This is a genomic window from Synechococcus sp. A15-62, from assembly GCF_014280075.1.
Lineage (GTDB): Bacteria > Cyanobacteriota > Cyanobacteriia > PCC-6307 > Cyanobiaceae > Parasynechococcus.
Map to the genome: position 1 here is coordinate 1,483,898 of NZ_CP047950.1, position 13,623 is coordinate 1,497,520.

The 13,623-nt window shown below is 59.2% G+C and carries 24 protein-coding genes; 10 read left to right on the forward strand and 14 right to left on the reverse strand.

Going from position 1 to position 13,623, the window contains the following annotated elements; all coding sequences use genetic code 11:
- Positions 1-9 precede the first annotated feature (9 nt).
- On the forward strand, positions 10-630 hold the full coding sequence (locus SynA1562_RS08495; protein ID WP_186493522.1) for a hypothetical protein: 621 nt from the start codon (positions 10-12) through the stop codon (positions 628-630).
- Positions 630-1,340 carry a GIY-YIG nuclease family protein gene (locus SynA1562_RS08500; protein WP_186493523.1) on the forward strand — a complete coding sequence of 237 codons (711 nt, stop codon included), beginning with the start codon at positions 630-632 and terminating at the stop codon, positions 1,338-1,340. Before SynA1562_RS08495 ends, SynA1562_RS08500 begins: the two co-directional genes overlap by 1 nt.
- Positions 1,341-1,700: 360 nt before the next feature.
- On the opposite strand, the gene SynA1562_RS08505 is transcribed toward SynA1562_RS08500, so the two are convergent.
- Together SynA1562_RS08505 and SynA1562_RS08510 are read right to left on the reverse strand one after the other, a co-directional pair.
- Positions 1,701-1,913, reverse strand: coding sequence for a hypothetical protein (locus SynA1562_RS08505; RefSeq protein ID WP_186493524.1), 213 nt, complete (start codon positions 1,911-1,913; stop codon positions 1,701-1,703).
- On the reverse strand, positions 1,913-2,110 hold the full coding sequence (locus tag SynA1562_RS08510; protein ID WP_186493525.1) for a hypothetical protein: 198 nt from the start codon (positions 2,108-2,110) through the stop codon (positions 1,913-1,915). Before SynA1562_RS08510 ends, SynA1562_RS08505 begins: the two co-directional genes overlap by 1 nt.
- Before the next feature lie 299 nt (positions 2,111-2,409).
- Here SynA1562_RS08510 and SynA1562_RS08515 point away from each other — a divergent pair, with 299 nt between their 5' ends.
- From SynA1562_RS08515 to SynA1562_RS08525, 3 genes are all read left to right on the forward strand, one after another.
- On the forward strand, positions 2,410-2,598 hold the full coding sequence (locus tag SynA1562_RS08515) for a hypothetical protein (RefSeq protein ID WP_186493526.1): 189 nt from the start codon (positions 2,410-2,412) through the stop codon (positions 2,596-2,598).
- 152 nt (positions 2,599-2,750) lie between these two features.
- Positions 2,751-3,026, forward strand: coding sequence for a hypothetical protein (locus SynA1562_RS08520; RefSeq protein ID WP_186493527.1), 276 nt, complete (start codon positions 2,751-2,753; stop codon positions 3,024-3,026).
- On the forward strand, positions 3,013-3,399 hold the full coding sequence (locus SynA1562_RS08525; RefSeq protein ID WP_186493528.1) for a hypothetical protein: 387 nt from the start codon (positions 3,013-3,015) through the stop codon (positions 3,397-3,399). The genes SynA1562_RS08520 and SynA1562_RS08525 overlap by 14 nt, the downstream gene beginning before the upstream one ends.
- An 80-nt stretch (positions 3,400-3,479) precedes the next feature.
- On the opposite strand, the gene SynA1562_RS08530 is transcribed toward SynA1562_RS08525, so the two are convergent.
- Genes SynA1562_RS08530 through SynA1562_RS08540 form a run of 3 tightly spaced genes read right to left on the reverse strand, consistent with a single transcriptional unit; the run spans position 3,480 to position 5,336 of the window.
- Positions 3,480-3,806 (reverse strand): hypothetical protein, encoded by a 327-nt coding sequence (locus SynA1562_RS08530; RefSeq protein WP_186493529.1) that lies wholly within the window; start codon positions 3,804-3,806, stop codon positions 3,480-3,482.
- Positions 3,807-3,810: 4 nt separating this feature from the next.
- Positions 3,811-4,989 carry an AAA family ATPase gene (locus tag SynA1562_RS08535; RefSeq protein WP_186493530.1) on the reverse strand — a complete coding sequence of 393 codons (1,179 nt, stop codon included), beginning with the start codon at positions 4,987-4,989 and terminating at the stop codon, positions 3,811-3,813.
- Between the two features lie 44 nt (positions 4,990-5,033).
- Entirely contained in the window at positions 5,034-5,336 is a 303-nt protein-coding gene (locus tag SynA1562_RS08540; RefSeq protein WP_186493531.1) for a DNA-binding protein, read from the reverse strand.
- 609 nt (positions 5,337-5,945) lie between these two features.
- Here SynA1562_RS08540 and SynA1562_RS08545 point away from each other — a divergent pair.
- Positions 5,946-6,863 carry a histone deacetylase gene (locus SynA1562_RS08545; protein WP_186493532.1) on the forward strand — a complete coding sequence of 306 codons (918 nt, stop codon included), beginning with the start codon at positions 5,946-5,948 and terminating at the stop codon, positions 6,861-6,863.
- Positions 6,860-7,438, forward strand: a complete 579-nt coding sequence (locus SynA1562_RS08550) for a pyridoxamine 5'-phosphate oxidase family protein (RefSeq protein WP_186493533.1) — start codon at positions 6,860-6,862, stop codon at positions 7,436-7,438. The genes SynA1562_RS08545 and SynA1562_RS08550 overlap by 4 nt, the downstream gene beginning before the upstream one ends.
- On the opposite strand, the gene SynA1562_RS08555 is transcribed toward SynA1562_RS08550, so the two are convergent.
- From SynA1562_RS08555 to SynA1562_RS08565, 3 genes are all read right to left on the reverse strand, one after another.
- Entirely contained in the window at positions 7,439-7,774 is a 336-nt protein-coding gene (locus tag SynA1562_RS08555; protein ID WP_186493534.1) for a hypothetical protein, read from the reverse strand.
- A 55-nt stretch (positions 7,775-7,829) separates the two neighbouring features.
- Complete coding sequence (locus SynA1562_RS08560; RefSeq protein ID WP_255445614.1) at positions 7,830-8,831, reverse strand: hypothetical protein; 1,002 nt, start codon at positions 8,829-8,831, stop codon at positions 7,830-7,832.
- Between the two features lie 406 nt (positions 8,832-9,237).
- Positions 9,238-9,765, reverse strand: a complete 528-nt coding sequence (locus SynA1562_RS08565; protein ID WP_370593178.1) for a hypothetical protein — start codon at positions 9,763-9,765, stop codon at positions 9,238-9,240.
- 40 nt (positions 9,766-9,805) lie between these two features.
- Between SynA1562_RS08565 and SynA1562_RS08570 the strand changes: the two genes are divergently transcribed.
- Together SynA1562_RS08570 and SynA1562_RS08575 are read left to right on the forward strand one after the other, a co-directional pair.
- Positions 9,806-10,519 carry a putative 2OG-Fe(II) oxygenase gene (locus SynA1562_RS08570; RefSeq protein WP_011364725.1) on the forward strand — a complete coding sequence of 238 codons (714 nt, stop codon included), beginning with the start codon at positions 9,806-9,808 and terminating at the stop codon, positions 10,517-10,519.
- A 42-nt stretch (positions 10,520-10,561) separates the two neighbouring features.
- Positions 10,562-10,813, forward strand: coding sequence for a hypothetical protein (locus tag SynA1562_RS08575; protein ID WP_011364726.1), 252 nt, complete (start codon positions 10,562-10,564; stop codon positions 10,811-10,813).
- Between the two features lie 2 nt (positions 10,814-10,815).
- On the opposite strand, the gene SynA1562_RS08580 is transcribed toward SynA1562_RS08575, so the two are convergent.
- From SynA1562_RS08580 to SynA1562_RS08590, 3 genes are read right to left on the reverse strand one after another with little or no spacing between them, the layout of a single operon-like run.
- A complete protein-coding gene (locus tag SynA1562_RS08580; RefSeq protein WP_186493536.1) occupies positions 10,816-11,577 on the reverse strand; it encodes a metallophosphoesterase in 762 nt (253 codons plus the stop codon).
- A complete protein-coding gene (locus SynA1562_RS08585; protein WP_186493537.1) occupies positions 11,555-11,788 on the reverse strand; it encodes a TIGR02450 family Trp-rich protein in 234 nt (77 codons plus the stop codon). The genes SynA1562_RS08580 and SynA1562_RS08585 overlap by 23 nt, the downstream gene beginning before the upstream one ends.
- Entirely contained in the window at positions 11,788-12,054 is a 267-nt protein-coding gene (locus SynA1562_RS08590; RefSeq protein WP_114987863.1) for a DUF3764 family protein, read from the reverse strand. Before SynA1562_RS08590 ends, SynA1562_RS08585 begins: the two co-directional genes overlap by 1 nt.
- Before the next feature lie 143 nt (positions 12,055-12,197).
- Between SynA1562_RS08590 and SynA1562_RS08595 the strand changes: the two genes are divergently transcribed.
- The gene (locus SynA1562_RS08595) at positions 12,198-12,653 is read left to right on the forward strand and encodes a Fur family transcriptional regulator (RefSeq protein ID WP_186493538.1); all 456 of its coding nucleotides are present in this window, start codon (positions 12,198-12,200) and stop codon (positions 12,651-12,653) included.
- 15 nt (positions 12,654-12,668) lie between these two features.
- Here SynA1562_RS08595 and SynA1562_RS08600 read toward each other — a convergent pair whose 3' ends face one another.
- The 3 genes from SynA1562_RS08600 to SynA1562_RS08610 all read right to left on the reverse strand — a co-directional run bounded on the left by SynA1562_RS08600 (position 12,669) and on the right by SynA1562_RS08610 (position 13,588).
- Positions 12,669-12,869 (reverse strand): hypothetical protein, encoded by a 201-nt coding sequence (locus SynA1562_RS08600; RefSeq protein ID WP_244273010.1) that lies wholly within the window; start codon positions 12,867-12,869, stop codon positions 12,669-12,671.
- Positions 12,870-12,973: 104 nt separating this feature from the next.
- Positions 12,974-13,369: a hypothetical protein gene (locus SynA1562_RS08605; protein ID WP_115081764.1), complete on the reverse strand. Its 396-nt coding sequence runs from the start codon at positions 13,367-13,369 to the stop codon at positions 12,974-12,976.
- Between the two features lie 3 nt (positions 13,370-13,372).
- Complete coding sequence (locus tag SynA1562_RS08610) at positions 13,373-13,588, reverse strand: DUF3721 domain-containing protein (protein ID WP_370593179.1); 216 nt, start codon at positions 13,586-13,588, stop codon at positions 13,373-13,375.
- Between the last annotated feature and the right edge of the window lie 35 nt (positions 13,589-13,623).

The following is a 13,623-nucleotide window of genomic DNA, read 5'->3' on the forward strand; positions in this document are numbered from 1 at the left end:
TCCTCACGGATGAGCCATCTGAATGAGCTGTTCTGTGAGGGATGGATGTATCTCGGTGGCTCAAAGGAAAACCTGCCGACCCTCAACTGGCTCTCCAATCAGGACTCCAGCGTCAGCTTCCACTGGGAAGCCGAGCGGTACATCTCGTGCCACTACTCGATCAACAGGAGCAAGGTTTCCTGCCGGGAGTTCCCTGACGAGAACCTCGACATCGATTTCGAGAACGACCTCGGGACTGCTGTCCAGCATCTGCACATGATCGCCACTCAAGCGGTGGACGATTGCTGGCCCTTTGTGTTGACCGAAGAGGAGCGCACCAGGCTGAACAGGTTCATCGCTCGCCATCTCAACGCTGAGTTTCGTGAGCTGCTGGACTTCACTGAAGACGTCCTCCCCCTTAAGGAAGAAACTGGCGACCTCTCCGATGAGGACTTCGCCTCCATCGTTGAGCTGGCTGGCGGTCAGGAGTCCTACAAGGACCTGATCGTGTGGGCTTCTGAGCGGCTGCCTCAAGCAGAGATCCAACGCTTCGATGACGTTGTCGAGAGCGGCAACACCGAGGCCATCAAGATCGGCGTGCGTGCTCTGCTCCAGCAGCGCCTCGCCGCTCAAGCAGTGGGGCAGGGCTGATGGATAAATGTGCTTTTTACCTCGTCCGGGATCACTACAGCGGTGCTATGAAGATCGGCATCTCGAAGCACCCTCAGAAGCGTCTCTCGCAGATTGCGGCTCATTACGCCGTTGGCAGGGTCAGCCTCATCAAGACCACTTGGTTTACTACGCGAGATGCGGCGCGTAGCTGGGAATCGAACTTCCATAAGCGCTACCGGATACACCGTTCACCGGAACAAGGCGGACGCGAATGGTTTGATCTCACTGATGCTCAGATTCAGGGCTTCGTCGAATGGATGGAAGCCAGCACTAATCAGCGTGCAATCAAGATCATCAAGGTCCAGGCAAAGGCTGAGAAGAGCGAAAAGGAATTATCTGCTGATCGATGGAGCGGATTTTGGAGCGGTGCACTCGTTTCACTTTTTACCGGCATCGTCCCAGGCATTGGCTACGCGATAACAGGTGGGCAACCCGTTGGGATATTCCTTGCTCCTGCAGCTGTTGGTGCATATGCGGCCTCTAGGACCAAGAAGATCAAGACGCTTTCGCAGGCTTATCAACTCGACGGTCAACCGTTGGGTTCGGTCGCTCTAGAGCGCGAATACAAGGTGATGGGGCTCTGGGACGAGCGCACTTACGCACTTAGTGGAGTGAAGTCGTCCACCTGGAAACTCCCTGAAGCAACTACTGCTGAACAAGCCCAGCGTTTCTTCGAGAGCAGCAGGTGAGATTGCAGCCCTCATGGAGGCCGTCAAGAACTTCTACTTCTAAGGACTGAAGCCAATGACCAAGCCAAAGCAGCTCCCCTGCACCGTCTGCGGGGAACCCGTCACCGTCCCTGCCAAGTACGCCAGGGCCAAGTCAGCCACCTGCGAGAAGTGCGCAAGGCAGGAGGCAAAGCCTCAGCTAACGCTGAACTGACTCCCCGACCGGAAAGAAAGGGAGTCAGCTCTTGGATCAGCGCCCAATAGTTAAAACGAAAAAAACCATTGGATGGAAGCCCTAACGACAGAAACTTCCGCGGAAACCATCGCTACTGCGATGGGTGCAGTGACGTTCCAAATGACGCGATGGCAGTGGTCAGATGATCATTTCTGCCCATAAACGTCGATCCAATCAATCGAGCCCCAGCCACCCTCCAGCAGTTCCCTGGTGCGACGACGGGCCTCGCAGTTCTCTCGTTCTGAATGGTTGCGGGCCTGCAGTTCCGTCTGCTCCTGCAGCCCGCTCCAGCGCTTTTCACTTAAAAGCCTGTCTTCAATCTCCCCGCGGCATGGCTTGCGGCGGCGCTTGGCAGCCATCAGCGCATCCGTGTCATCAGCTGATTCATCAGCACCAAAAGATCCGCAAGCCGAACCTCAACCGGGTCGCCCATCCACGCCATTTCTGGAATGCGCTCCAGCTGTTCCCGCACCCGCGACATGGTCCGCAGATTGGCGCTGGCCCGTAGCAGTGGATCGTCGTCAAGCCGGCCAAGAAACTCACGCAGATCAGTCATCAGTGACCCCTGGCCACTCATCACGTCCCAGGCGCTCCCTTGGTTAGTGAAGCCAGCACTGCCCCCAGTGCCAGCAGCAGCTAGTCGCCAGCGGTCACGCCGACATCTATTGGAAGTACGCGCATCAGTGCACCTGGACGCGATAAATACCCCCACTGGGGCAGGACAACTTGGCGCCCCCCCCCTAACGGGGGAGGAGGCCCTCGAATAAATCCCTCCACTAGGGGAAGTGATTCCCAGCTGAAACGGAGATGGTGTGTTCACGGGGCGAGAGCCCCACATATCGCAGAAGCGAGCCAATGACTCTTATCAATTTCGACTACATCGCATTGCCGTCTCATTCAAATGAGGCGTGGCTCGAGCCTAAGGAGCAATTAATTCCTGCCAAGCCGCAACGAGATCCGCTTGGTCAGCTCTTGCGTGCTGCCGTTAGACCTTTCGCCTATGTGGCTGCCCTGTTCATCGTTCTTACCGGTATCGACCAATGACCAGCATCAGAGAAGGCCAGTTCCCCTCAAATCCTTCGTCAGGTGAACTGCGTAAGAAGTACGGCGAACTTCGTGATGCCGCTCAATTCCTGAGCCGCAGCCGAGGCCAATACAGAGGTCAAGTGGTTCGGCTCACCTCACGCATCACCGAGATGGAAGTCGAGCTGCGCCAATTCGCGTCAGCTGCTGAGATGACGCTTCGCCAAAAGGCTGAGCTGGATAACGTGCTGCTCAAATATCACGACGTCTTCGAAGGCTTTGAAATTGCTGGTGATGAGTTGGAAAAAGCTTGGGACACTTATCAGGGTCGTCAGTGGCGTGGCAATGCCATTGGTGACCTGCTCAACGCCGTGACCCGCTTCATTCATTCCTGGCTGTCGGCCAAGAAGGCCAAGCGAGAGCTGGAGGGAAACAATGAATCTGCGTAACGTCATCGAGCGCTCTATCGAGGCAGATCGCACCTTGGCTCGTCTTGTCGGTCAGCACATTGACGACACTGCGCGAGGCTTGCGTGAGCTGCGGGAGATCAGCACCCAAGAGGAAACAGCTGAGACTTATCAACTGGTCGGGGCCGCTTTAGGCCCTGCCTCTTATGACACTCTGAATTCGCTTACTGATAAACGTCTTCGTCAGATGCTCACTGCCCAGAAGATCCCTGGGCGTGGACGCAAAGGCATGAAAAAAGGCGACCGGATCCAATTGTTGATGGATCACAAGGCACCAATGCTTCCAAGTTATGAGCAACTCTTGCGCTTCTGGTATGACCACAGCTCACCACAAGTCACAACTGAATACCAGTAGCCATTTAAGCCATTCGCCACATGCTGAAGGGTAGGTGTGTCAGCACACCACCCAATCAATTGCGTCCCAGCCACACTCAATTAATTACCCTTTAGCAGCCTTGTGAGTTGAGCCTGAAGCTTCAAGGCACCAACGGCATTTGAGTGATGCTTGCTTCGGATGCTGGCTTCGATGATTTCGTCCAGTAGGGCTAGACGCGTGCCAAGGAAGTCAGAACGCTCCACGCAATAATCCGCCTTGATGATCTCTCGGGCACGTTGCAGGTACGTCTCGGCTTGTCGCTTCTGTACCCCCCATTCTTCCGTGCAGAATCGCAGGATGTAGCTGTTTGTTTTCGCCGACGACAGCAGTTTGACGACGGTATGAATCCGCCGATCAATTTCTGCTTTGTCTGACTTTTTCACCATTGCTTCATTCTGTCAGGGAACAATTAGGCAGCGCGGTTGTTTCCGATAGGGGGGGTTGGGGGGAAGTACAAAAAGTCTTCTCTGCGTATGCATATTTCGGGCGACCACCAGTGGAGGCAAGGGTCTGTCTGCTGAGCTTGTCCTCTACGAACAAGCCCTTCAAAACCCGATAGGCGTGCCTTTCGGCGCAGCCCAGCTCGCGCTGGATGTCCTCAACCTTCCAGTAGCGGTCACTCCCTGCCATCAACGCCAGCGCCTGTTCCGCGAAATGGCTTCGTTGCTTTGGAGTCATGTCCCCCTCATTCGCTGAGCCTTTCAGAAGGAACGAGTAGTCCTCTTCGTTTCCCTCCAGATTCCATGCCGTGCCGTCCGCGCAGGTGCGTCCTTTCACGCACTGCAACCGCATCTGAATGTTCTGGTCCGGCTGCTGCTGATAAAGCCTCCAAATCCCCCAAACATCACTGGCGGCCCAGCCCTGACTGGCTGCGCCAAAGACGGAATCCAGGGTGATGGCGTTGGTCGTTGAGTCCTTGCTCTGCTTCCTGAGGTGGGCGCTCATCACCACGGCAACGCGGTTTTCAGAAGCCCATGTGTTCAGTGGATAGAGATCGAATCCAAACTCCGCATCGTTCATGCTCGGGCCATCTGGTCTGCCAGCACCCAAAAGCGTCGTGATGCTGTCCAGGACGATCAGGTCGTAGTGCTCTTGCTCCTGAAGAGCCCTGAGCTTGGAAACGTCTAAGAACTCCCAGTCAGTGAGCAGATGGAACTCAGCTTTGACACCCATGACCTTGAGCTTGTCGGCTGCGTTCTCGGGGCTTTCGTCGGACTGGATGAAACAGACCTTGCCTCTCTTGGTCGTGAGCTGACCCATGAAGTCCGAGCCGTTGGAGACGGCTTCCGCCAACCCATAGAGAAGCGAGCTTTTTCCTGACCCTGAAGCCCCAGCAAGCAAGGTCAGCCGACCACGCGGGATGAACTGGTCAGCAATCCAATCCGTGGCCTCGCGCGTCTTCAGGACGTCCTTGGCGGACTGGATGGGGACTTTTTGAACATCCCCCTGACACCCCCCATCAGACAAATGTCCCCTGGAAGTTTGGCGCGCTGTTTGAAGAGTCTTGGAATAAAAGCCCTCTTGCATTTTTGAAGGCGAGAGGAGCGCATCAGCAGGCAACTTCCCCATCTCAATCAACGTTTGAAAAGACGTTCTTTCATCTCCCTGATCCCTCATGACCCTGCCCTCACACTCGGGTCATTGCTGAAGGTCTCAATGGAATCCTGTTTTTCCTTTCTGAGAGCGGCACGACGCTGGGCTTCAGCCGCCACCATTTCCTTGGTGCGCTGCGCCATTGATTCACGGATGGCCGTGACGTTGTAAGTGACGGGACCGTTGGGGGTGCCGGTCGCGTAAATCCAATGCGTGCCAGGTTCCAACCTGCGATCACGCCGCATGGTGCGGATGGTGCTGTTTTTAATTGCCAGAAGCTCTGCTGCTTCGGACTCAGCCACCCATTGCTGGGGGGTATCCATTAAGAGGGCTCAGTTAGATCCCTTCGCCTTGGCAGCCATCCTGTCCAGCGTTTCCATGGTCACCTTGTTGGCGAGCAGGAATTCAGTGGGCTTTGCGTTAGCTGCAATGCACTTTTCCCAAGTCTCCTGAGAGACCTGGAAAGTCACGCCTTCCCACCGAAACAGTCGGAGGGATTTTTTGTGGTGACGAGAAGGACGAGGCAAGTTCTGAGCTTCCAGAGAAGGGGTGAACAGAACCGCCTTTGCAACTCCTAAAGCAGAGCCAGCGTCTTTTTCAACGCACCATCCGCATGGCTGGCAGATGGGTAGGGACCAGGGCCAAGACCCCGGCAAGCCACATATCAGGGAGCTGCCTAAGCAGTGCTTTAAGCGTGGACTATCAGTGAACCCATCGTCGAGCTGTCGCGTAGACGTGTCAACAGGTGGCAGAAAAGTCGTGCCAAAGGGATCAATTCTTCCAGCGGATTTTGGCACTTATTTGGCACAAACGATCTGAGCAACTCATCAGATCTCAGCTGTGTACTGAGATCTGAGGCGTGAGATCTGTTGCTGCACCAGCAGCCTGCCTAACCCTTGAATGGGCTGAGCCATCCCGGGTGAGACAACCCTTTGCCGCTTCCAGTCGTTTATCACCCGCATTACTCCGCGCCGCTGCCGAGCACCCATCGCTTTCCGATGGCGAAGTTCCGGCTGCTGCATCAACTCCTGCTGGAGCAGGGGGTCGTCCAGGCCGAGGAGGTGCATCGGCCCTTGAGCATCGCCCGCAGAGATCTGGAGAGCGTCCATCCCCGCATGTATCACGAAGCCTTCAGCCGTGATCACCTGACCCGACCGGAGCAACGTCGCATCGGGCTTCCGGCCACGCGGCCTTTGGTGCAGCGCACCTGGCTTGCCGTGGGCGGCACCCTGTTGACGGCACGACTGGCTCTCCAGCGGGGCTTGGCCTCCCATCTGGCGGGTGGCACCCACCACGCCCACCCCGGCTTCGGCAGTGGCTTCTGCATCTTCAACGACTGTGCTGTCGCCGCGCGGGTGTTGCTGGGAACTGGGGAGGTGCGGCGAATTCTGATCGTGGATCTCGATGTGCACCAAGGGGATGGTTCGGCAGCCTGCTTTCAACACGACCCCAGGGTGACCACCCTTTCGGTGCACGCCGCCAGCAATTTCCCTTTGCGCAAAGTGGACGGGGATATCGACATCCCCCTCGCCGACGGCACCAGCGACGACGACTATCTCGCTGCCATTGCCGACCGGTTGCCCGATGCCTTGGACACCATCGCGCCGGATTTGGTGCTTTACAACGCGGGCGTCGATCCCCATCGCGATGATCGGCTCGGCCGACTCGCCCTCAGCGATGCGGGGTTGAAGATGCGCGATCGACTTGTGCTCGATGCCTGTCTGCGCCGCAGGATTGCAACCGCAACGGTGATCGGTGGTGGCTATGACGCCCTCGATCCCCTGGTGCAGCGCCACGCCATCGTGGTGCGTGCTGCTGCCGAGCAGGCTCGCTTGTTCGACCTTCCATGACTGAGGGAATCTCTGAAACCATCCCCCCCTGGAGACCTCTGCTGCGCGCGGCCATGCAGCGGGAGGGGCGCTCCGTTGCCGCCCGCTGGGTGCAACTGGCCACAACAGGACGCGATGGCACACCTCGGGTGCGAACCCTGGTGTTCCGCGGCTGGGCCGGTGCAGCCCAACTCGAACTCTTCAGCGATCAGCGCAGCGAGAAGGTGACGGAACTCGCCAACGATGGAGCCACTGAACTGTGCTGGTTGTTCCCCAAAGCACGCCAGCAGTACCGCCTGCGGGGAAAGGTGAAGCTGATCAAAGCCACCGAACAACCTGAGCTCTGCCAGCAGCGCTGGCAAAAGCTCTCCGATACAGGACGAGCCGTCTGGGGGTGGCCCACCCCGGCGGATCCGCTGGACCCCACGGCGGCCTTCCCCGATCAACTGGCTGAAACTGCACCGCTGCCAGAGCATTTCGTGGTGCTAAGGCTGCAGGTGATCAGCGTTGAGCGGCTCAACCTTGGCCCCCACCCCCATCAACGCACGCGTTGGAGTGCGGACACGCTCTGGCAGGAGCAACCGCTGAACCCCTGATCACCACCAACGCTCAACGCGACCAACCGACGGACGACCGGGTTCACTGGGCACTGTCACCACCGATAGCCGCTGCAGGTCTCGGCGGTAATCAAAGCGACAGAAGCCAACGCCCGTACCGGAACAGGCCGAAAGGCTTTCGAGCCCAACAGAGGCCCAGCGCCGCTCCTCGGGCGTTGGCGTTTTTTCCGGGGCAGGACGCCAGCCATCGGCAATCAAGTGGCGATTCGCCTCGAGGATGGTTTGCCTGGCGCTGAGCTGCGGCTCAGGTCTGGCGAAGGCAGAGCCTCCCACCAACCAGGGCAGCAACAGCGACAAAACAACACAACGTGCCATGGAGGGGCCCATCCCTCTCTGACCTAGCCATGAATTGGAGCGCTGACCACAGGGGTCAGCCCGCGGTGAGCTGAGCGAGGGGCTGAATGCTGAGGGCGATCACCACACTCACCACAACACCAACGGCAGCTTTCCAGAGATCCGTGCCGATGACCTTGGCCAGACTGCCCCCCTCCCGGTTGGTGAACACGACGTCTGATGTTTGTTGCTTGATCCGCAAGGCCAACTCACGGCCGCCGATCAGGCCCAGAAACACCCAAGTGGTGCTGAGGGGGAAGCTGGAGAGGAAGGCCTTGTAGAGCAGGCAAAGACCGAACAACAGATCGATCAGCGTGGCCGAGCGCAAATCAGAACTGTTGGTCTTGGTGCGGAGCACGGCCTGAATCGGCCCACCCCCGGTGGCCACCAGGACACAAAGGCCCAAGCAGAGCACCAGCGTGCAGATGAGCATCGGAACGAGGTCCAACTGGCGCGGCAGGAACACAAAAATGTTGGCCAGGTCCTGCACCAGCCACATGCACCAGAGGAAGCCGGTGGAGAACCACTGCAAGCCGTACCAGACCTTGCTCGGGTCTTTGCCGTCTTGGGAACGGCAGAACACCCAGCGCTCCAGCAACCACAAGCCCAGGCCGTAGGCCGCCAGGCCTACGGCGAAGGCGAGTCCATACCCCGTCAGCGAGCTGCTGAGCAACATGCCGATGTTGATCGGCATGAACGATGACAACACCAGAAACGAGGTGCTCACCGGTGCTCCCCACTGGGTCAGGGCCACAACAGCGAGCGGTGGAAGCACGTAGACCCAGGTGAACGGCTCGGGCCAAGGAAACTCCTTGCCAGGCACACTGAGGCGGCCCCAGGTGGGATCACCGTTGTTGAGGGACCAGCCCAACAGCAGCACTCCACAGGTGACCGTGCAGATGAACAGCATCTGCGCGGGCTTCGACGTGCGTTTCCGGTTGGAGGAGAGATAGGTGCCGAGGGTCTGAAGCGAGTCGTTCGCCACCACGGAATAGGCCGCCAGCAGGAATCCGACGAGCATCCAGATGCTGACGTCCATCAATCCGATCAAGCCGATGGTTTGCCTTCCTTGTAAAGAGCCCTAGGAGGAACGTCGGTGCTCCAGGCCACTCGGACGTGTCGTGATTGAGGAATGTTGTGTGGTCGACGGTGATGCATCACCGGAGCGATTCGACCACGAACGTACGTTGACGGACGAATCGGTGTTGAGGGATACACACCCAAATGTCTTAAGAACGAACGGATTTGACCTCAGCCAAAGCCAAAGCCAAATCGCAGTTCCCGTCGGGCATCGCTCGGCCCGGCTTCCAAGCCCATTAGCGACTTGGCCCACGCATCATGAGCCGAAAAGAACGCGATTGCAGGGCGATCGGCAACGATTTTTCGACATTCACAAATTCCGTTCGAGACCGAATTTGGGACTGCTGCACGTCAAGGCTGTCCGATCAGTTCACCACCTTCAGAGTGCGAATCCCAGTTGCCTTGACCCAACTGGCGAGCGCATCGATATCAGCCCGCTCGGGAATGCAGATGCAACCCGTGCCGGGATAACAGCGGTGGATGCCCAGAGCACTTCGGGTGGTGTCGAAACGAGGGGTCAGGTCAAACCACAGATCATTCCCCCACGGTTCCGGACGCCCCAGGCTGTACACACCAACGGGCAGAGGGGCTGCATTGCCGGGGCTCCAGCGGCGATCAGCACTCTGGCGCCGGGCCACACCACTGGCCGCTGGCCAGCTGGCCAGCAAACGCGGGCCGCGATGCAGTTCAACCTTCCAGATGCGATTGCCATCCGGGAACAGCTCGGCCGTGCGACGGGTGCTGAGCTGCAGTGGACCCCCCTGCAGCAGCGCCGTCGTTGGCCCCTGTTGCCCAGGGAGATCAGCGGCCGTTGCCGCTACGCAGCTGCCCAGCAGCACAGGCACCAGAAGGGCGTGGCGCAGCATCAGGATCGTCATGAACGGTGCGCCCACTTTGGGGCTGCCACGATGGCCTGCAGCAGACCAAGCCTTGGTGGACGTTCTCGATCTGTTTCCCCGCTCCATCCTTCGGGGCACCCTTCCGGATCCTCTGCTCCAACAGTTGATTGGGCTGAGCGAAAGCGTGCTCGCCCATCCTGAGTCCAGCCCCGATGCTTCCGCGAAGCTGGCGGGTCAACTGCTTCAGCAGCGCGAACTGAGGCCTGATCAACCCGGCGTGCAAGAGCTCAGCAACAACCACCTGCTGCCGGCCTGTGATCGCTGGATCCGCCATGTGATGGACCGTCAGCCTCCCCAGGGTCGCGGCCCCTGGGTTCCCGGTCGCTACCGCCTTCAGATGATTGATCTATGGCTCAATTGCCAGACCGCCGGTGACTACAACCCCACCCACACCCATGGCGGCAGCTTCTCTGGAGTGATCTTTCTGAAGGTGCCACCGCAGATCAACGCCAACAGTTTTGATGGCCAACTCTGCTTCCACGGCCCGGAGGACTGGCACATTCAGTCGTTCCGCACCGGCATGGCGCACTACGTGCTGCCTGTGCCCGGTGAGTTCTATGTGTTCCCGGCCTGGCAACCCCATTCGGTGATGCCCTTCCGAGGGGATGGTGAACGCTGGTCGCTGGCGTTCAATGTGGTGGCTGCCCCCGGTGTTCCGCCCACAGCGATGCAGCAGCCCGCCCCACAGCAACAACCCCTGGGCAACGTCTCGCTCTCGAGTCAGCGACCCACGGCCAAGGGCTTCTGACGAGAACTGTCAGAGTCTTCCGATTGCATCTGTTCAGGATTCATGGGTGATTCCGAGCCGCTCCAGCAGGCCAAAGCGATCGCAGCGGCACTGGAGCAGCTGGCCGACCAGCTGCGACCTGAGGTGATTCGTGCAGCACGACTGGATGACGACGGACGCCGCGATCTCGACCGGATCGAATACGCCCTCGGGACCATCGGCAAGGCCTTGATCCTGACGGACTATTCCATCGACGAAGAGAAGGACATCGACAAACTCAAGGCCTTCCGCGAGTCGCAGAAGGGAATGGGATGAATTCAGACGCTGCTCCAGCGCAGCAGCCGGTGCTGAACGGCTCCATCAGGCCTCAGCTCGAGCAGCCTGCCCTCCGGATCATCAGCGCGACCCAAGGGGCAGGGCTGCACCGCTTTGAAACTGCAGAGAGTGGAGGGGCATCCGAGCAGCAGCACGTCAGGCCGCATGAACCAGGCCCCCTGCAAATGCTGATGGATGTGTCCAAACAGCACCGCCCGCAGGGCTCGATGGGGACGCAACAGCTCCTCAAGACTTGCCTGATCGAGGAGCCCGATCGCATCCATGCCGGCATCACCGATGGCGATTGGTGGATGGTGAAGCGCAACCACCAGGGGCAGATCACGGCGCTCCGAGCACTGCAGGCGCTCGGCCAGCCACTGGAGCTGAAGCGAGCCAAGGACACCGGCAGCTGAACCCACCCGATGGCTGCTCAGCAGCAGCACTCTCACGCCTTGCACCAACAGATCAGCGGGAGCTGTTGCCCACGTTCTGCCCAGCACCGCATCGAGCAGCAGCGGGTGATCGTGGTTGCCGGGCAGCAGAGCCACGGAACAGCGCAAGTGTTGGATCAGGGCCCGCCGCAGCCGGACATAACCACCCCAGCTTTCGTCTTGGCAGAGGTCCCCGGTGACCAGCACCAAATCGGGGTTCAAGGTGCCACCAAGCTGGAGAGCTCGCTCAAAGTGAGCAAGGGCCGGCCGACCGCGCACCAGCCCCTGATCAGCAGCCACCAGGTGTGGATCACTGAGTTGAAGAATCCTCATCGCTCTCCGGGATGGACTGCCAGCCGCTGCTCCAACGGGTTGGATCCTTGAGCTCACTCCAGAGCACCCGCTCGCGATGCGACGGGGCCAGCACAGCTGCCAACTCAACCCATCGCAGCGGGCCACGCCCGCCTTGCGTGATCAGCTCGAAATGGCGATAACCGGCCACCGGGCGCTGGCTGGTCCAGGCCCGGGCAGGACGCCAGGCCATCAGCTGGCGACGAACACCTGACTCACGGTGCTCTCAATCACGTGACCCGAAGCCGCGATCATGTCGGTGTTGTCGGCGATGAATTGCTCCATCACCCCGGGGGCGGCTTGCATCACCGCGCAAACCTTGCTGGGGTCGTCCTTGCTGACACCCCGGTAGAGCGAAGTGATGCCAGCGATTTTCTGAAGCGGCAGGGATGCGTCATAGGTGGCGACCCATTCGGCAAATGACTTGGTGATGGTGAAGGTGAGGACGTGGGTTTCCATCGACCAGCACAACAGCGTCGGTGGACGCTATCACCAACTTTCATCGTCCTCATCGGCGACCGTTGGGATCCGACGAACCTGATCCTGAGGGCAAGACAGCACTCTCATTAAGGCCTACTCTTGAGAATGAGCGAGGAGAAGCTGTGACATCGTCGTCTGCCCCTGCCGCTACGGACACCACCCTGCAGCAGGGGCTGCATCAGGACGGCCGCCGTCTAACCCCGCAGCGCAAAAGGGTTCTTGAGCTGTTCGAGCGCTGTGGGTCCGGCTGCCACCTCAGTGCCGAAGAGGTGCACCAGCAGCTGGCGGCCCTTGAGATGAAGGTGTCTCTGGCAACGGTGTATCGCACCCTGCGCCTGCTGGCCGACATGGGTCTGCTCCAGGAACTGGAGCTCAGTGAGGGGGGGCGACGCTTTGAGCTCGCCGTTGACGATCACCGCCAACATCACCATGTGGTGTGCATCCGCTGCGGCCGCACCGAGGAATTCGAAAGTGAAACTGTGCTGGAAGCAGGAGCTGCCGCCGCCACCCATGTTGGTTTTCAGTTGATTGAATCGAGCCTGAACGTTCGTGCGATCTGCCCCAAATGTCAGGGATAGATCGCAACACCTAAATCATTCAGCGCGAAATTCCTTGTCGTAAAGATCAGCCACCAGAAGCTCAATCAGCTCGACGGACACCAGTTCCTTTTCCCGTCTCAAGGTGTTCAACAAGATCTGAACCTGGCGGTGATGCATCAACGACACTTCACCCATCTCCAACCATCGGGCAGTGAGCAGGTTTTGAAGACGTTGGCGTGGCGACGATGGTGACATCAGATGCGCCCTGTTTCGCACACTGAAGCCAGCAGCACAGCCTCTGAAAAGGTGTGAGCAACACAAGTCTTCCGAAGCTTTTGTGAAGCGGACGCGCGGGCTGCTTACTGAGGATGCTCGTTGCAGGGCATCCAGTAGCGATCGCCCATGCGATGCACACCCTCACAACCCAATTGGCGCGCCTGTTCCTCCGCCTGTTCGCGGCTGGGATAGGCCAGATAGCGGGGGTTGGTGGTGGAGCGGATCTGAATCAAGCCCATGCTCATCGGGCCGGCCGTGATCACCCCCATGGTGTTCACACCAACCGCCACCAATCCCATCCCGACGATGGCGGCATTGATCACGCCCATCGCCACCACACCAATCGAAACCACACCCATCGGCACCACACCGATGCAGATCACCCCCATCGGCACGATGCCAATGGAGATGGTGCCGAGGGGAGCAACGCCGATCGCGATCCGCTTCGGCTTGCTGCCGCAATGCCCGCCTTCAGTCATGAATCAGTGAGCCCCGTGCTGGCCTGCATCACCGTGCTTGTCGCAGACCATCCACATCTCACCCATCTGGTGAGCACCGGTGCAGCCAAAGCCTGGGGCCGCCGCCTCAGCTTCAGCCTGCGTCTTGAACATGGCCTGCTTGGGCTTGCCGTGGGATCCGGCCATGGCCGTTGTAGCCGTGAGCATCAACGCGGCGACAGCAAAACAGATGCGTTGCAACTGAGTGGCCTCTTTACAGGTCCACCCACTATGCC